The following is an 18,416-nucleotide window of genomic DNA, read 5'->3' as shown; positions in this document are numbered from 1 at the left end:
CAGGGTTGGGTCAACTTTCAAAATTGACTTAGATGGAGGGAGCTTGTCCAACCCCTCTCAGATTCAAAGGAGTTGCGAATGAACAAAATAGCCTGTTTATCTATCGGTAGTGTGTTTTTCGGACTTTTGGCGCTTGCTGGAAGTTATTATTACGTGTACACCGTTTCCGCTGGCGTACCGTTTTTTATCTATCCTCCTGAATCCGTCATCTGTGCGCTTATCTCATTGCAACTTGGCTTCACGGCAGTTAAGAATTTTTTACGTACACCCTTGAAGCCAATAGAGCCTGCGCTTGATATCCATAACATGGCGCCAATGGAACCTCCTATTTATGGTTAGGTTTCAATACTAACAGCTGTTACAGCCGCTAAATAGAATAGCTAATTGAATCAGATGTTTTCCGTTTTCATTGATCCTTGCCGTTGGTTTTGTAGGTTTTTTTAGTTTGTAATAGGGGTGTTCCAGTACATTATATTCAAGGAGCAAATTAGATATTTAAGTGCATTATCAATAATTCTGGCTGCATTAATAACACTCATCAAAAAATCTAGTTTTGAACATGCAAATTCTGCTAAGTTAATCGTAAATGTTATGACCTTTTTCTTGGCTGCAAGTGATATTGAGGCTTGTAAAATAATAAAGCCTGGTAAAAATAATAAATTAGCTTGTGTAATTGTAATGTCTATTTGTATTATTTTTTAAATTCAAGCATGTTTGTCTGGAACACATAATTGTCGCGGATGCACTCGCTTGCGCTGTCGATAACTGATTGAAGTTTCTATTTTTTAAATTTTACTTACTGTTTTTCAGTAACATTTATTTAGATTGCTAGGTGTGGGTTTCCTAGTCCACCTATATTATCCTTTACGTTTGTGGAATAGAGGAGATGAGGGACTTCACTCGATACTATGGCTTATTTGCGATAGCTTTCTTCCAATAGTGTTAATGTTAGGTTTTTTTATATATATTTGTTGAGTGAGGGAGCAGTTCCCTGAGAACCTAATACTAGGGAATTGATTATGACTATCAAGCTTGTCAATATATTTTCATCTTCAATTTTAGGCGCTTGTCTCTATCTGTTGTTCCATTTATTGATGATGAAAGTGTATGATTTATTTATCTTTGGGGGTGCTTCATTTTTAACTTTAATAATGACAGTTATATTGCTAGTTAATCCTAGGGAAAGAAGAGTAATAATGTACAAATTTATAGCATTTTCTGCTTTGTTTTCTCATGCCTATTCCATTGCTCAGTGGAGTGAGCCAAGGGTTGGTTATCTATATCTAGATGCAATGGAAGTCGTTGAAACAAACAACTCTAGAGCAAACCTTGCCGGGGTTAGTTCTGAAGAATGTAACTCTGAAAATATTGAAAATCTGAGCTTGTCTAATGACACTACAGATCCTTTTACCGGATATGAGTTAAAGACCTTTTGGTCTGAAGGCCGATGCGTTTCATATAGCGTTGGTCCTGATAAGCTAGATCAGCAAGGCAAACGAAGTGTTGAATATCAACAGTTGGTATACCATCCGGACTCCACATTGTGGTCAATGCTTTTGCTACCTAAATACTTATCAGGAACAGCGTATTATAAAGAGAAATGGAGCGGCGATATCGTCTCCAAAAGGGACGCACGAGCTGGGACATTCACTCGACACGATCACTAACTGAACCAAGTTTTGTGCTGTTTTCGTTTCTTAAAGGATCTCTGGGATTCTTGCTTAAAGGCGAGGGGAGGGACTCAGCTATTGATGAATGGCAAAATCATCGCCTCAGGCGCGCCTGAGCAGTTACTCACCCAGCAAGTGATCGCCAGCCATTGGCTCAATTAAGCCGAACGCACCGTACTCAGTGATGGCCACGTGGCGATGTTGTGACTCAACGACTTTGTCAGTCTCTTAAGCTGATGAAACCTGCGTATTGGTGTTCTTGTCGCTAGAAATACACCACAGCGTTACGCTTGATCCTGTTATCGGGTTGTTGTTCGAGCCGTCAGACTTTCTGCTGTTTATCCATGTTTAGTCGTTATTTGGTAACGCTCTAATATAGCTACTTTTTTTCTGTGTTCACGGATTAGGAATAGCTAAAGTTGTGGGGTAGCTAACTGTTTGGGAAGCTAAAAAACTGGTAGAGTTGGTTTTACAAATCAGACATAGAAGGAAACATTCTCTCCGTTATCGGAAGAAAGATGCTTTCTACTGCTGTTATTTTCGATCAATCACCACTACAGGGAATGTCATATGAATAATGAACTTCAAAAAGCAGAGTCAGCTCTCAAGTCACTTCAATGGAAATTGGAAGCTGACGAGTACGATGATGAAGATGAATATAATGAAGCTACTGATAGTGTGGAACCAGCTGAGGTTTTCGAAGCAGCAAAGAAAGCTGCTCTATTAGGCTCCACGCAAGGTATGCACTTGTATGGCGTTCTTCTTTCTGAAAACGAAGAGACTCGTGCGGAAGCAAAGTCTTGGGTCTTGAAAGCCGCAAATCAAGGCTGTTGGGGGGCAATGGACGATATCGCCACTGAGCTAGCTGATACACTTGGTTCGTCAATTGTGGAGCAGTTGGCCTATTTCGATCTCTCCGGCTCAGGTGGTAATATTGATACGTGTGTGAAAGATTTAAAGAAGTACAGCGGTATTGAAGTTACAGAAGAGCAATACCAGGCAGCTATATCATTGCGAGACTCTGTAAAGAATGAATTTGATTCTAAGGGTATTGAGAAGTCGATGTGTGACTGTGTTTTCTCTTAGAGTATAGCAATACAGCCCATCAACTCATCGCTACATTTCTCTGGGGCAAAGGGAGCAGCGGTTATTGCTCTCCTACTTCGTCGCTAACAAACTAATTTATTTTAGTTTTTCATTCTAAAAATGGAATTCTTGAGAGAAGTTCAATATGGATTTAGTCAAAGATAAAAGCATATCTGTCAATCATACTTGCACTAGGATTGCTGCTTACATTTGGTTAATGTTTGGTATGTTGATACTGATGTTTTTAGGCGGATTTATTTTTGATATTGTTAAAGTTAAACCTGGATACAGCATCTGGCTAATTGTTTCTTCTGTATTTGGAGCCGTATTTTTTGTGGCTTCGATCGGCTGCTTGTTAAAAAGATCTTGGGGAAGAAAGTTCGGTTTTTTTTGTTGTTTTATTTCGCTACCTATATTTCCTATAGGCACCGCTGCAAGCGTGTTAGGCTTATATGGGCTAGTAAAGGGTAGAGCCGAATATAAATCAAAGGGAAGGGGGGTATAAATGTTTGACCTATTATTCATTTTCGCCATCATTTTGATCTCATTGAGTTTTATATGGTCAGGAGCAAATACTATTCTTAAGAAGAAGTTCATTGCCAAAGGGAAAATTAAATTTTTACTTTCTTCTATTGATGAAGGTAAAACAAATATCCAAGGCCGACATGCAGTATATATTGGTTCTGCATATACAGTCTTAGGTGTGATATTTCTTCTTATCGGATTATCTTGGCTTTATAGAGCATGGTCCCTAATGCCAGTATCTTAAAGCATCGTATCCGCGAGTCTGGCCTGCCACTCGACCCGGTGGCTAACTGACTCAGATTTATGCTGTTCTCAATGCTTCTTTACAGGATATCGGAACGCTTGTTTAGAAGGTTGGGAATGGGTCTCTCGAGAAAGCGATAGCGCTCGGAGAGGGTTGACGGTTCGTTGTATGTCCGTATGCGCTATAAAACGAAGATCTGAAGGTTTGCTCTTATAGGTTAGACGCGCAAAAACGGAGGCCAAGCTACCGAAACCTAGGGGATATTGTGCGGTAGCTTGTTATTACTGGGGGTGATTAAGTCACTAAATTCTATTCTCCTATATTCGAAATGTTGTACCTGATTTCACCCACATAAGTGCCATTGTAAATGATCTCTTCTTTCCAGCGGCCTAGTTGCGTTCTGGAAAGCGTTCGCCACATTGTCTTTTGATTTGCCTTTAATATTCCTAAATCAGTTACGCCCATTTTTTGCCCTTTGTAATAGGAAATTAGCTGAACGGGAAGGTCGAGGCCAGTATCACTTTCTGCAAACGCTAAATGCATGACTATATTGCCATAGAGCAAGCCTGATTTTCCTCCCCATGCATTCAGTAAACGATCGCCTTGGCGCTTCGAGCCAACAGCTGCGCCAACAAACCCACCAAATTTGAATTCGTTTTTCATAGAAACGAGCCGTGGGCTTCCCCACACAGCCCAGTCTTGAGCTGATGACTTTTCGCCTGCATTGACAGTGATAGCTATGGTGCCTGTCAAACCTCGGAAACGGGATAGATCTTGGCTAAAATCGTTGATGACGTGGCCATCTTGATTTTTACGGTACTCCCGCCGCAAAGGAATGCCCGAGTAGTTCGGGAACTCTGCCCAAATCTCGAAATATGCGCCATCTGAGCCCGATGCCCCTGCCAGAAAACCTATTTCAGCACGGAAGTCGGCACCAGCGTTAGGAATGGTGATGTTGGTATAACGTCCGGCGATGCGCCCATGAGGTCGCCATTGCGGGTGGGTTTGCAAAACTCGTTCGTAAAACCGATTATCCTCAAGCTTTGCGTTGTCGACGTATCTCGCGAAGCCTCGCGAGTCTGTTGCGCCGCCAGGGAATGGTAGTTTCTGCCAAGAGCTTGTCCAGTTTGCTTTCGGCGCTTGGTCTAGAAAATCGAAGAAAACACCTGATTCCAATGAGCGGCAAGTGATCTCCATAAAACTGTCACAGAAGTCTTGATTGCATATCTGAGCGGTTTCAAAAACTTTTGTATGAGACGCTCCGCCGACGTTCCAGGCAGGTATCCAACTGTTTACCTTTTTGTATGATTTAACCTTGCACCATTCTGAGGCCGCAGGTTGGCCACATTTGGTTGCCCATGAAAGACACCAATCTAATCGGTAGCCTTGATGCATCGGCTTCTCAAATCTTATTAGACCAGGGCCAGAATGTGCTCCGTGGTTTGTTGCATTTGCTGAGTTGAGTAAGGGCAAACAACAAATTGATCCTCCTACCATTACCAACCAAATCAGTACTATTTTCATCGCATACCCTCCTGGCATTGCCTAAGAATAGAAATCTGTTTGAGTTGAGAACTTGCTCCAATTAATGATTGGAACCTTTAAAAAAGAACAGCCATTTGTATAAGCATAGCGCCTTTGTATAAAACCATATAAATGAGAGGGGTATTGCCTCAGTGCGGGGGCTCAGTGACGATGGTTTTCTGCTGCAGACAGTGCGAACAATCGGCTTTTTTGGGTATGTCTGTCAGCTGGAGGGGGAGGAAAGTTCAGCGAAATCCATTTGCCCCACGAAATTGCCGCAAAATCCGCTAGTGAAGCGCAGACACTATTGCTCCACCATGTTTAAAAATCAAAATCGAACAATATTGGCACTGCGTGCAGTAAACCCTGTCCAAATTTAACCTTATTAAAGTTGTGGTTACTTACTAAGCTTTGATAGCACCAGAGGATGTGGTGCTGGTGTACCTCGGGAGTTGTCCGGGACGTTCCGTCCGGTCCTATTTCCAACTGCTTTCGGAGGTATTTATGTCTGAGACAAAACAGCCTGCGGCAACAAGAGATGGAGGTCTTGCCGATCCTATCGCCGCATCGTTGCTATCTGAATATGATATTTTTGAGCACTACGCGCCTGGCCTAGTGGTCGAGCAAGACCAGTGGTATGCCGTGTTTCATGTGGCCTCTCATGCCGTCGAGGTTCAGCTGCTGGGGGATTTTACTGATTGGGAAATTAGCCCGATCGAATTGAGTGTGTTACCCAGTAAAAAGTTTTGGTATTACCGCTCGGTTTCCAAGGCTGGCACTGTTCGGCCCAAAGATGGTGAGCGCTATCGTTTTCGAGTGAAGTATCAGGCAAACGGGCTTTGGTTTTACTACCAAGACCCCGCCGCCCGTCGCCTTGAGCACACTGGTTTAGATGGCAACTCGTTGGTGTCGGCGTCTGATTACCCGTGGCAGGATGGTGATTGGCAGCGTCCCGGCTGGGAGTATTACTGCATCTATCAGCTGCACCCGCTGCGCTTTAGTGGGCGTTACCCTGAGTTGAATCCGCTGCAAACGGTGACGGCAGAGCTGCCCGGTTATATCAAAAATACCGGCGCAACCGCATTGCAGCTGTTACCGGTGAATGCCTTCGCTGGCAATGTCAGCTGGGGGTACAACGGCACATTTTTCTATGCCATTGAGGACTCCTACGGCTCGCCGGACGATCTGAAAAAGCTAGTCGATACGGCGCATCAAAATGGCATGGCGGTGATTTTGGATGTGGTGCTGAATCATATAGGTAACCGAGACAACGTACTGTGGCAGCTCAATCAAGCTGAGTATGTTTCTGGGGATACAGCTTGGGGGCCGATGCTTAACTTCGGCAGTGATGTGACCCGTCATTTTCTTATCAATAGCTTGTTGTATCTGGCCAAAGAGTTCCATATCGATGGTTTCCGTTTCGATATGACCCATATCCTCCATCAGGGGAATACGTGGGTGAACCATGTGCGTTATCCTGGCGGTGTCAGTGGTTGGCCGTTTATTAAAGAGCTTCGCTATCGAATGAAACAGCTGGATCCCAACCTGTTATTGATTGCCGAGGAGTTGCCAGATAACTGGTATGTGACCAAAGAACACACACACAGCAATTGGGGCGGAGATTGGCATGGGCCATTCGATGCTCAGTGGTGTGACAGTTTCCACGATCATGCTAAGTCCGTATTGGCAGGTGGGCATCTGGACGAGCTGCGCAAGGTGCTGACACCGTTTGGCGATAACTGGCAGGATACGGTGAATTACACTGAGTCACATGATGAAGTGGGCAACGAAGATAAACGGGTGGCGAAGATTGGCCGTAACGGTATGGGCTGGAATATGTCCCAGTTGGCGGCTGCTATGACGATCTTCTCCCGCGGGATCCCGATGATCTTTATGGGCCAGGAGGGTGGCGAGTGGCTTCAGTTTGGTCAGAATGGTAGGCCTGAAGGTGGTGGCAGCTGGTGGGATCACCGCCTGAGCCTGACCACTTACGAGACCATGCCTTATCAGCAAAAGATCCTGCTTTGGTTCCAACGGATGTTTGAGATCCGCCGATCTAATATGTCAGCTTTTTCATGGGGAGATATCCAGATCTGCCATCTCCATAACGACAACGGGATCGCTGCGTTTACCCGTGATGGCGGAAAGTACCTGATCGTGCTGAATTTTGGTCCAACGACCTGGTGGCACTACTCGGTAGGCGTATCTGGCTATTACAAAGAGTTAGCAAACACGAGTTGGCCAGCGTTTAATATCTGGGACTTTACCGAGGCCACCCGCCACGGCGATCAGCACCATGATATCCAGGACTTGCATATCCCGGCCTATGGCGCAGTGGTACTTGAGAGGTACTAATCGTTTATCTCACCGTTGTTGCTTTCAACATACCAGCCCGACCACGTGCCGGGCTTTTTTGTGAATTACCTTCGTTGATAGATGACCGCTAATTCTTGCCAGAATAGAAGGATAGCCTATTAGCGAATGGCTAAATTACCGCCTCAGGCGCGCCTGAACAGCTACTCACCCAGCAAGTGATCGCCAGCCATTGGCACTACCAAGCCGAACGCACCGTACTCAGTGATGGCCGCGTGGCGATGTTGTGAAAACCTTTAGGGGCGGCGTATCGTTTTTACTGCCTAGATAACGCTGATAGGGCTATCAACTTGTTCGCGGGAAAAGCAGTCCACAATTACGCCCTGATGCTTTCGCTTGGTAAAGTGCGTTGTCAGCCCCTTTAATGATGCTTTCAGTGGTTATCTCCCTGTCTGGTATCAGGCTGATAGCGCCAACCGAGGCCGTTATATAGGCAGATATGGCTGAATCTGGGTGCGGTATTTTCGCATCTTCAATTGCCTTGCAAACATTGCTAATTAGATTGGGCGATTGGTGAGCGTCGGTGTCGGGGAGGATCGCTGCGAACTCTTCTCCACCGTATCTTGCTACGACGTCGCCTGCTCTTTCAAAGTGGTTTGCCAAGATATCAGCAACTTCGGCTAAACAACTGTCGCCTACTTGGTGGCCGGATGCATCATTCAGTTTTTTGAAGAAATCCACATCAATGAGCATCAGCGTTAACGGCTTCTCTGATCTTTGATGCCTTCGGATCTCTTTATCTAAGGTTTGGTCAAATACACGGCGGTTTGCTAGCTGGGTCAACGCATCAACATAAGAGATCTCCTCCAAGCGAGAAATAACACCGGCAAGATTGTCATTCATTTCGTTGAATGAGCGAGCCAGAATGCCGATCTCATCTTCTCTTTCTACGGTCGCTCTTTCGTCGGCGTTGCCGTCTTTGATTCGATTGGCTATGCGGGAAAGCTCTAAGATGGGATTAATGATATTTCTTCTTATGTGGAAGATGGCATAGGAAAGTGAAATCGCAGTCATTAAAATCAGTAGAAACGCTAGGCTACGGTAGTTTTTTTGCTTTTGTTGGCTCTCTTTTATTTGCGACGCGGTTCTTCTATCTACCAGCCCATAAAACTGTTCAATGGGATACATAATTGTTGCTTTGGCGAGGTGGTATTCCTTGCTATACAGCAAGGAACGAGCGTAATCCAGTCGCGGCGCAGCCTGTAATTCATATGCGCCGTCTTCGTTTTTAAATAGGCCTTTTACTGCATTTATTGCTTCAGTTTCTATCGCTGACAACTCGTTCGAACGGGATAAGGTTTTCTTCAAAAGAGCGGTCTCTTCAGGGGTGCCGCCGAGTTGATCTAATAAGGTGAGGAGGCCAATGCTGTCGCCTTTGTCTGGGGTAAAATTTGTGCTTAGGGCGGTGATGTAATCCCAATAGATACCGGCGTATTTGATTGGTCGTGGTGACGTTCCCTCTCTAACACTCAGTATTTCATAGAAATACTCTTCGTATCTTGGCTCGCCTGTATTGGCAAACGAACGAGCCATTCGGGTTAAGTCATCAGAGCTTTGGCGCAGGTGATTGGCGATTCTGAGGGATTGCGAGCGGAGCTTTTTATATTCTATCGCGTTATTACTGTGGACGGTGACCATGAATATACACGCAGCGATCGCTATCAGCATGACAGACAACACCAAGGCAATGATGGCGAAACGTGTCTTAATGCTCATCTATTCACCGTTTGCTAATGTACCGATTAATTAAAAGCATAGTACATCGGCGGAGAATTTCTGGCCACTTTCTAGTATCAGGTTTCTTTGTTTAGTTGTGGCAAGTCAGTGGTGACAGCCTTAGCACTCCTCGGTGGCTCTGCCCTGCCAATAAGTCGTCATTAAATCTTCCTCAAACCTTTAATTGTCGGCAACTATCTAGACATCAGCAAATCACACTCAATACAACCAAAGCAAGCGTTGCGCCCAGTCAAAAATTCCTTCGGTAAGCAGCGTTTACGGCCTGTTCGTTCACGCCAATGGCTAGGCTAAAAGTTGGATCAACTCGCATAAAGCAGACCGATATGATCATATTCAAACGCGCCTTTCGGTTGACGCACGGCATTTCAAAACTGCTCATGGTGTTTATGCCACTGGTGATTTTGGCTTGTGTGGCGATGGCGATCTTTCACATTCATCAGGGAGTCAAACACTACAGTGAAATAATCAAGGCGGATTCAGTCTTAATTGGCACTACCTACTACAAGATTGAAGACAAGATTAAACAACTCTCTGGCGCTCAAGAACTAAAGCGGGTGGAGGAACAATGGGCACTGATCTACAGCCGAGTAAAAGTAGAGGTAGAAAAAGATAAACGGATAATTGACGACACGTTCAAAGCTGAGTGGGCCAAGATAAAAGCGGATGCAGCCAAAATTAACTCAGCGCTGGATGAAGTGAAACGAGAAACGGATCAGCTGGTGCGTACCGCAAATCAGGTCTCTAGCGCTTTGTTTGGCTTAGTGGGTTTTCTAAAACCGCTGCTTGATGCGATAGCCAATAATGCATTAAGTGTGCTGGTTAATTCGATTAACCAGTCATTTGGTGAAGTCGCTCTGCTGAGTGGCGAAGTGGCCAAAATGATCGAAGATGGCATTCAGGCGATAGAGGTTGAGCAGTTAGAAGAGCTCACGGATCGCCTTTTAGTACTTAACGCCAGCATCAAGGCTGATTTAGAGCTTCTTGATCTGTCTCTGAATGATTTACGCCAGCTTAAAGACAACCTGGCCGAACAGAACCAGCAGCTTCTAGACGACAACGGGCTACCCATTGGCTACCAATTCGTTATTTACGGCCTCATCGCCTTTTTCTTATCCCTTTTCTACTTTGCGTATCTCTATCTGCGCCATTGGTTTCTAGATCCGTTGATTGAAGCGATGCAGATCATCAAATTGGCTTTTGAGCCCATCCCGGATCCCTGATGAACGAAGCTATGAGAGTAAGGTTATGGGAAGTTTTCCTGGAAAGGGACAGCTGACAAGAAAATAACGCCTGCTCGACGCGATGATGACCAATGTGCAGCCATGGCGCAGTGGAGTTCCTACCTATGACACTAACAATCGCAGCTACAGGGAGTCATTTCCGCTGCGCTCCTATCTATCATGGCTGCGGACGCTAGGTAGTTTGAAGTTCTGAATTCAATTCATTTATCTATTTGTCACAGAAAAACTGGTTAAATAAAAAGGATATTGCTCATACGTGTTCACTTGGATATTTTTAGGGATATCATCGACTACCGCATCTTATTCTTTGATTATTTGCGCTTCGATTGGGTGTTTTAGCTACATGGGCTGCATGGTGTGTATCTAGGAATTGTTCAAGTCGGCTGAATTTCAAAAGTGGCGACTCAGATTCACTCGATATGCGGATCATCTTATTTTCAGATTAAGTCGGTTTCTTACTCAGCAAGGGATAGCCAATGGTGCGAAAAGTAAAAACGCCACAATTAGTTGAACAACTGCAGTTGCAAGGCTCTGGTTACACTCGTAATCACCTGCAATCTGGAGACTTCTGGATTGTTTCCAGAGGCGCGATGGTCCATTGCTACCGGATATCGGATGCCAAGCTGGTGTGGTCGTATCAAGCACAGTCGAGTGTGTATCAAGGGGAAGTCATAGCTGGTCGCCTATGGTTGCCGAGTGAAAGTGGCCTTCTTTGTTTAGCGCTTTCGAATGGTGAACTGTTATGGCAACTACCAGAATTCGAAGGCGATGTGCTTGCCGTCAGCCAGAATGAAATGATCCTTGTCAGCAAAGGCGATTTACAAAGATTGGAATGCCGAGCGGTAGAATCAGGCAAGTTGATCTGGGCAGATGACAAACTGGCGAGCGCGAGATCCTGCTGGGCGCATGATAGGTATTGGATATTGCAGTTGCGTGATGGCGAATTACTTTGTTTGTCACAGCAAGATCAATCTATCGTTTGGAGCAACCACCTACAGCAAGTAATCGATAACGCCGGGATCCATTTCTGTGAGTACCTAGGTGATTGTCTGGTTATTCACTCTGGTGGTGAGCTTGCCGCGTTGGATATTGCATCGAATGCAGTTCGCTGGCGCTTTGGTTTGCGAGACCTGTCTGACTTAACTGCCTTATTTGCTGGCGGCATATCAGTGTACTGCAGTGTTTATCAAGTGTGCAGCGATAGCGACAGCGTGACCTATTGTTATGTTTTGCCCGGGTGCGTTTATCAGCGCCTGTTTCGGTTGCGGTTGAGTGATGGCTATTTGCTCGAGCAATTTGATATGGAAGATATTCCCGGCCTCAAGATTCGAGCACTGATAACGGCCGACAATGACATGTTCTATGCAGCTGCGGGCAATCGACTACTTAACTATGACAAGCGCTCTCATCGCGTTACTTATCGCTACTTGGACAAAAACGGCGCTGAGTTTATAGGGATGCACATTGCCGAAGGGGCTCGATGTGTAACGAGAGACTTCGAAACAGGCCGTTTGCATTGGTTTGAATTGCCCGATTTATCGCCGACCACAAGCGCGAAGCAGAGCGAGATGGCGTTACGTTCACAGTTTAATTGCGAACAGTGGCAAAGCCTTAAAGAGCTGCCGTTAGCTCTGTATCTATTGCTCATCGTTACGATTGGACAGCGTGTTGATTTGGCTGACATGATGCAGGCCGTTAAACCGCAGCTGCAAGCCATGAAAAAAGACCAAGGCCCGCTGGTGAAAGCGCTGATGACAGACCTGGTTGCTGAGTTAAAGATTGCTCTGCAGAAATTAGTGTCGTTACAGCCCAAGTTTGATCACATGATTGCTATAGCGCTGACCCATCTGTCGATATGCGTCGATCCGGGCGTGGCAGAGGGTTTTAAGCGCACAATGCTGCAATTCGCAGATGAAAGTGCAGCTGCATTGTCATCGAATCACGAAATGCGACCAGAGTTACAACGTACTTTGCTTAGCCTGCACTCGGTATTCGATTTGTAGGAAACCAAATATCAAAGGTATCAAAGTATCAAAGGGGTCAGTATCAAAGGGGTCAGAGTCATTGATTCAAAATGGGTGTAAGCAGTGGCGCACAGTCTGGTTTTGAGGCTCGCCTTTTTTACTGGGGCATTTCGCTGCGGCTGGCCTTAAGGCGGATGAATTTAATATTTAGTGCTGTATTTGTTCGATCCCAAGGTTATTGATCTAGCTCCTTGCTTCCATTTCTATGTTCTTGGCCTATTTGTTTTAATATTAATAAATCAAGTAGTTGTAGGTAATCAGTCATGCGAAAATAACGACTGATCCGGTTGATAATATCTAAAATATGTAAAGACCATTTAGCGCCTAACTAAATCGGCTAAGGGATTGGAATACCCTTAGCCGAACACATGTTTTATTTCATTTTCTCAGTAAAAGCCCTATGTTACCCAGAAGCTTTAACCGCTATTTGTTCACGATTACTATTTTTGCTTACTAATTTTTTACCTAATGCAATACCTGGCACTTCGATATATTTGTATATTAAATATGAAGATGCCAATACAACGATGAAAAGGCTGCAAACAGATGCCGCCCAAAAAAACAAGCTATCGCTGCTATATTGCACGATTAAAGAATAAAACGGGAGCATCAAAACTAAATGAAGTATATAAACTGAATATGACATTTCTGAAAGGAATTTTGATGATTTGTGTTCAAATATAGTTTTTAACATAGGTGTTATAACAAGGAGGTCTTTACGTGCTCCCCAACAAATCCACCACCAACTAAATAGAAATAGAGCAGGCATAAATAGACTTCGGTTACCCACACCAAGAAAGAGAACAATCACTGAACAATAGATGAAATGATATCTAAAACAGATGTTTTTATTTGTTAGTAAGTGCGCAATAACAATACCTGCGGCAAAGTTATGGAACATGAGTGGTAGAAATGTAGGCATGGGATAGTGAAGGCCTAGTTTTTTTGAAAAGTAAGTAACAAAAAACATGAAAAATAGAATTGAGAACAAAAATACCAAGAATCTCTTTCTAAGCAGAAAAAATACGATGGGAAAGACCAGGTAAAACTGCATTTCCAGTCCTAAACTCCAGTCTGGAAGTGGCGTACTGTAGGAGTAAGATGGTAACAATCCAAAAATGAATGATACATGTAGGAAAAAGTTCTGTATCGGATCCTCGATATAATACCTATCCATTGATGTTGCAGTGCCAGGCAGTACCGCTGCAATAGCTTCTCTACATTCACCAAGATAAGATGCTAGGACTAGAGATAGTATCAAGCAAACATAATAGGCCGGTGCGATTCTAAAAAATCTTCTCACATAAAAATTGTATATTCCGGATGTGTTTTGAAGTTTTGAATATGTACGACCAATGCTGCATTGGAAGTAGATAAGAAAGCCAGACGCCATCATGAATGCATTTACTGCTTCCTTACCCACGCTCCCAATAAATAAGCTCGGGCCACCACCTAATATGGCAGCATGATGAACAAATACAATTAAAGCAGCCCATCCCCTAACAAAATCCAAATACCCAATGTCATGCTTTAACGCTTGCATCCTGCTCATTCCCTTATTTTTCCAAGCAACACTTACTTAAGCATATATTATGCCACAGTAGGGTTTTAATGAGGGATAATTTTTTCTTTGCTACGGTAGAGAGGGAATTGTCTTTAATATCAATTAGAAAAATAGATTTGCTTTACTTGATACCCACTACATTATTATTGGTTAATGTAGCTTTGAAGTTGCTAACCTTACTTTTCAGCACTGCTTTGAAGCAAGTTTAGGTCGCTAGGATGTGTTGTTGGGAAATCAGTTTTATGACAAAAAGTTGCTAGGAGCGTTGGCCTGCTGACCATGCTTTCTTGAGCGCAGATGGTTCAGATGGACCTTCTGCCCTCTACTTTCTTCCGCCTTCTCAACTCTTTGTTACAAAAGTGAACTTTATGTAAAAACCATGGCCGAATGGTTGGTATGAAATGGCTAGGGATGTGCGTAGGAAGATGGCATGGAAGTTAAGTAGTAAGACGATTGTCTGGTCAATCGCATGCCACGCTATTTTGGTGCTGCTGTTTCATAAGCTCACTATTCCCGTGTTTAAACCGGCTCCGCCTGCACCCAAAATTGATGTGTATGTCTATCATCAGCAGCCAACGCCTATTCCCCCGCCTATTGCACCGATACCTACACCGACAGCATCGACACCAGCACCGAACACCGCCAACGATGTTAAGCCCGACGCCAAATCCGCGCCCCAGGCTTTGCCAAAACCTTTGGATGATGAAGCATCTCACGTTGAACAGATCCCGCCAGCAAAAGTGATGGTGGCTGTGGAACCGCCGCCAGAGGAGCTAGCTCCAGTGGAGGAGCACGCGGTTCAGCCCGAGAAGCCGCTGCAGAGTTTTGCTCCCGAGGCCAAAGCAGTGCCGCCGAGTATTTTTGACCAGCCAGCGAAAGCGTCAGACGCAGCTCTTGTTGATACGTATTCCCGCCGCGGGCAACTGCGATCGCAACTGCAAGCGTTGGAAGCCCCCGTTCAGTATCAGCAGTCTGCATACACCACTTCTATCATGCATCCTGCAGGGACACCTATTCGGGGGGCAGCATTGCAGCAGGTGCAACAGGAGGTACCTGTGATTGAAGTTGAATGCGACGACGCAGTCACCGAAGGGGCGGCGTTACTGGCGGGTGTGATGGGCGGTACGTTGCGTTGTCAGCAGCGCTCGTTAAAAGAGTTTTTGCAACAGCGGGAGGCTGAAAGAGGCTACTAATAAACGAGAAGTGTATTTAGCTTGTTTCTGCCAAAGCCACACCGCTCGGCAGTAATCTAACGCTTGTCCGGAGTTTCATTTGGCTGATATATGGCGTTATCTGCTAGTTGCGTGTGAAAGCATTGCACGTGCAAAAATGCGCGTATCGGTGCAAATCAACCAGCAAGATTAGTGACTAAAATAGTTTCCGTAACTTCGCTTTTTCTATTCATGTTTTGCAAAATCCTGAGAGCTATCATGGCTAAGTTGCATTACTTTGCCTACGGATCAAACCTACATCCGCTCCGCTTGAAAGAGCGCGCACCTTCCGCAGAAGTGCTTGGTGTTGTTGAAGTGAAAGCGGCGCAGCTTACCTTTGCGAAGCGCGGCACTGACCAGTCAGGAAAGTGTAGTTTTTTAAGGACGTCGAATTTGGAAAATGTGGTGCATGGCGTCATCTATGAGTTGGATGCCTGTGACAAAAAGCCCCTCGATCATGCAGAAAGCCTTGGCTTTGGGTATAACCAGCAATCGCTGAATTTAGTGTTACATGGTACGACCTATATGCCGTTTACTTACGTCGCGGATCGACAGTATGTCGATCACTCGCTAGTTCCGTACCAGTGGTATAAACAGTTCGTTATCTTAGGTGCGCAGTTTCACGCTATGCCGGACGCGTATGTTACCTGGCTGGCGAGTATTGTTGCTATCCCAGATCCAGATCCACAAAGGAACGCTGAGAATCTAGCTAGACTAGATCGTATGAAAGAGTTTAGCCGGCCAAGGAAGCATGTATGACGGACGCATATAGCGTTAACTTCATTCAGGATTATCATTTTTTAGTGGCGCTTATTTCGCACCTCTCTGCGACGCAGCACAAGAATCGAACTCCTCGCGATATTGCCGGTAGCCTGGCTATGGACCATCAAGAGGTAGAACGAGTTCTGTTGGCATATCCCGGATTTTTCCGACAATCCATTAATCGCAGCCAGCATACCGGAGAGCGTTTGTTTACGGTGCATTTGCGTTATGCGCTGCGTCGTAAAGGCGAAGGCAGCAACAATTACAACGAGCCTTTGCCACCTGATTCTATCGCCCTGATGCTAAGTTTAGTGGCTGAAATGGTTAGCAATGAGCGGCAAGAGTCCCGAATGAAGGCTGATTTGCAGCAAAGAAACAAAGCCACACGTTGGACAGTACTGGTGGCGGTCGGGACAGCACTGCTTTCATCGTTCACAGCACTGCTAGTGGCCATCGTTAAATAGTGGATGGATGCTGGCATTAGCGGGAGCGGCTTGCTATACCGTCGTTCACGTTAAGCGTAAATTTGGTGCTGTAATACCGTTCCGTATTCAGCTACCTCTGCCTACGAAATGCAACATGCGCTCGACGACTATTGGTAAAGGCTGCCAACCTACCCTAGGCTTTAATCTCATTTATCGATGGAGCAGAGCGATGGCGGCAACAATTATTACAAAGGACGGCAAGGAGCATAAATGTCTCCGTGGAGATGCCGATGAGTTGGCAAAGTCAGCGAATGGTGGGGCAAAATTTCTGAAGTGTGGCAACACATGGATCGCGGTCAGTGATATCAAGACCATTAGCCTTGAGGCGGATGATAAGCCAGAGGTGCCCCCTTCAATACCGGATAGAGCAATCCATGTGCATCACAATCACTACTATGCGCAGGAGCGATAGCGCTAGCTTTTTAACCTTTCTCCCTATGAAGAGTGAATTTCGATAAGCGATGGGTACTTTGCCTTGCTAGATCGAGGGGTTGAAGTTCTTCATTAGGGTCTGTTCAATTCTTTCACTTTCTTACATTTTTATATCATTTCTTGAACAGATTAGTTGCTTTCATTCCATGCAAAATAGCCACAGCAGTACCTTCATATACAAACTTCAAATCTCACTAAAAGAAGGATCTTTTATGACGAAAATATATAAGGCTTGGCTTTGCTACGCACTTGCTGGTGTGTTGAGTTTGGGAGGGGCTTTGGTTGGTTGCGAATCGACGTCGCCAGCCAGTCAACCAGAGGTTATCGCTAGCGTTACCTTTAAAATTAAGGTGCCGAACTCTACGCCATCAGAGGACGAGATCTTTATGATTTCAGACTTCGATGATTTTTTTAATCTAGATGTGATAGATAAATATACTGCCACGCGTGAAGAGGACGGCTTCTATTACTTGGAGGTGCCTCAGCCTAATGTCGATCATTTCTATTTTCTTTTTGCCCGTCGCAGTGATGAGCGGCTAAAAGAAGTTGCTGAATCAGGAAAGTTAAGACCTGACCGTTTTTACCAATACAAAGGCGCTGATGAGCAGGTAGAGATCAGGATTGAAAACTGGGAGGACTTCCCTACAGACTTAAAGCTGGGTGATACCGTCAGCCCAAACGTTCATCAAGTGGCTGATTTCAATATGCCTCAGCTGGGCAGAACGACAGATTTAGTTATCTATCTTCCTCCTGATTATCAGAGTGCATCCACCCAGAAGTATCCGGTCATCTACATGACCGATGGTCAGAACCTGTTCGATGAATTTACTTCATTCGCTGGCGAGTGGCGCATTGATGAGATCCTGGATAAGGAGATTGCCGCAGGCAATATGCCGCCAGTGATTATTGTTGGTATCTACAACGGACCGAAACGAGCCAATGAGTATATCCCCTGGGACTTTGGCTTTATGGGCCAGCCAGAGCAGTCCGTTGCTGATCAGTTTATTGACTTTATTCAGGAGACGCTGAAGCCCTATATCGACAGCAATTACCGCACCTTGTCAGGCGCAACCAATACTGGCATCGCAGGCAGCTCTTTTGGTGGCTTGTTTGCACTGTATGCTGGAATAACACAACCAGATACCTTTGGTATGGTGGGGGCGTTTTCCCCTTCGGTTTGGGTCAACTTGGGAGATGCTAAGTACCCTGGAATCAAAGAGCTGGTGACTGCGGGCGATCTGTCTGCTCAATTACGTTTGTACATGGATGGAGGGGCTGAGGAGCCACCCGCTATTGATGAGATGCGCATGATGAAGCGTTTGTTGAAAGAGCATAAATTCCCCGAGCAACAATTGATGATCGTTGAAGATCCTACCGGTGGTCATCATGAGCGTTCATGGTCTGCTCGCTTTCCTGTAGCGCTGAAATGGCTGTTAACAGCAGACTCGTAAGACGTTTGTTCTTTCTGGTTTTCTCTCATTTGCCCAGCTTTGCGTTGGGCTTTTTTGTTTTTTGCTCGGTGTATGGAAATGACTGGT

At 45.1% G+C, this 18,416-nt stretch carries 15 protein-coding genes; 11 read left to right on the top strand and 4 right to left on the bottom strand.

Annotation, left to right across the window (positions count from 1 at the left end; genetic code table 11):
• Positions 1-78 precede the first annotated feature (78 nt).
• The 3 genes from EZV61_RS15145 to EZV61_RS15135 all read left to right on the top strand — a co-directional run bounded on the left by EZV61_RS15145 (position 79) and on the right by EZV61_RS15135 (position 2,756).
• Positions 79-339 (top strand): hypothetical protein, encoded by a 261-nt coding sequence (locus EZV61_RS15145; protein WP_131416649.1) that lies wholly within the window; start codon positions 79-81, stop codon positions 337-339.
• Positions 340-1,019: 680 nt separating this feature from the next.
• Positions 1,020-1,667: a hypothetical protein gene (locus EZV61_RS15140; protein ID WP_131416647.1), complete on the top strand. Its 648-nt coding sequence runs from the start codon at positions 1,020-1,022 to the stop codon at positions 1,665-1,667.
• A gap of 573 nt (positions 1,668-2,240) precedes the next feature.
• The gene (locus tag EZV61_RS15135; RefSeq protein ID WP_130567652.1) at positions 2,241-2,756 is read left to right on the top strand and encodes a hypothetical protein; all 516 of its coding nucleotides are present in this window, start codon (positions 2,241-2,243) and stop codon (positions 2,754-2,756) included.
• Between the two features lie 204 nt (positions 2,757-2,960).
• On the opposite strand, the gene EZV61_RS15130 is transcribed toward EZV61_RS15135, so the two are convergent.
• Both EZV61_RS15130 and EZV61_RS15125 read right to left on the bottom strand, forming a co-directional pair.
• Positions 2,961-3,293, bottom strand: coding sequence for a hypothetical protein (locus EZV61_RS15130; RefSeq protein WP_131416645.1), 333 nt, complete (start codon positions 3,291-3,293; stop codon positions 2,961-2,963).
• Positions 3,294-3,834: 541 nt separating this feature from the next.
• Positions 3,835-5,049, bottom strand: a complete 1,215-nt coding sequence (locus EZV61_RS15125) for a hypothetical protein (protein ID WP_131416643.1) — start codon at positions 5,047-5,049, stop codon at positions 3,835-3,837.
• A 504-nt stretch (positions 5,050-5,553) separates the two neighbouring features.
• Here EZV61_RS15125 and EZV61_RS15120 point away from each other — a divergent pair.
• Complete coding sequence (locus EZV61_RS15120) at positions 5,554-7,404, top strand: alpha-amylase family glycosyl hydrolase (RefSeq protein WP_131416641.1); 1,851 nt, start codon at positions 5,554-5,556, stop codon at positions 7,402-7,404.
• Between the two features lie 303 nt (positions 7,405-7,707).
• Here EZV61_RS15120 and EZV61_RS15115 read toward each other — a convergent pair whose 3' ends face one another.
• On the bottom strand, positions 7,708-9,138 hold the full coding sequence (locus EZV61_RS15115; RefSeq protein WP_131416639.1) for a diguanylate cyclase domain-containing protein: 1,431 nt from the start codon (positions 9,136-9,138) through the stop codon (positions 7,708-7,710).
• 344 nt (positions 9,139-9,482) lie between these two features.
• On the opposite strand from EZV61_RS15115, the gene EZV61_RS15110 reads away from it, so the two are divergent.
• Positions 9,483-10,379, top strand: coding sequence for a hypothetical protein (locus EZV61_RS15110; RefSeq protein WP_131416637.1), 897 nt, complete (start codon positions 9,483-9,485; stop codon positions 10,377-10,379).
• A 497-nt stretch (positions 10,380-10,876) separates the two neighbouring features.
• The gene (locus tag EZV61_RS15105; protein WP_131416635.1) at positions 10,877-12,403 is read left to right on the top strand and encodes a PQQ-binding-like beta-propeller repeat protein; all 1,527 of its coding nucleotides are present in this window, start codon (positions 10,877-10,879) and stop codon (positions 12,401-12,403) included.
• Positions 12,404-12,827: 424 nt separating this feature from the next.
• Here EZV61_RS15105 and EZV61_RS15100 read toward each other — a convergent pair whose 3' ends face one another.
• Complete coding sequence (locus EZV61_RS15100; protein WP_165569633.1) at positions 12,828-13,967, bottom strand: acyltransferase family protein; 1,140 nt, start codon at positions 13,965-13,967, stop codon at positions 12,828-12,830.
• 446 nt (positions 13,968-14,413) lie between these two features.
• Between EZV61_RS15100 and EZV61_RS15095 the strand changes: the two genes are divergently transcribed.
• From EZV61_RS15095 to EZV61_RS15075, 5 genes are all read left to right on the top strand, one after another.
• A complete protein-coding gene (locus tag EZV61_RS15095) occupies positions 14,414-15,181 on the top strand; it encodes a hypothetical protein (protein ID WP_131416631.1) in 768 nt (255 codons plus the stop codon).
• Positions 15,182-15,418: 237 nt separating this feature from the next.
• Positions 15,419-15,958, top strand: a complete 540-nt coding sequence (locus tag EZV61_RS15090) for a gamma-glutamylcyclotransferase family protein (protein WP_165569632.1) — start codon at positions 15,419-15,421, stop codon at positions 15,956-15,958.
• A complete protein-coding gene (locus EZV61_RS15085) occupies positions 15,955-16,425 on the top strand; it encodes a hypothetical protein (protein ID WP_114339082.1) in 471 nt (156 codons plus the stop codon). The genes EZV61_RS15090 and EZV61_RS15085 overlap by 4 nt, the downstream gene beginning before the upstream one ends.
• Before the next feature lie 7 nt (positions 16,426-16,432).
• The gene (locus tag EZV61_RS15080; protein ID WP_131416627.1) at positions 16,433-16,858 is read left to right on the top strand and encodes a hypothetical protein; all 426 of its coding nucleotides are present in this window, start codon (positions 16,433-16,435) and stop codon (positions 16,856-16,858) included.
• Positions 16,859-17,090: 232 nt separating this feature from the next.
• Positions 17,091-18,329: an alpha/beta hydrolase gene (locus EZV61_RS15075; RefSeq protein WP_165569631.1), complete on the top strand. Its 1,239-nt coding sequence runs from the start codon at positions 17,091-17,093 to the stop codon at positions 18,327-18,329.
• The last annotated feature ends 87 nt before the right edge of the window (positions 18,330-18,416 follow it).

It is taken from the genome of Corallincola luteus, assembly GCF_004336975.1.
Classification (GTDB): Bacteria; Pseudomonadota; Gammaproteobacteria; order Enterobacterales; family Neiellaceae; genus Corallincola; species Corallincola holothuriorum.
Note: the sequence above shows the minus strand (reverse complement) of the source record. Positions and strands in the feature narration are given on the sequence as shown.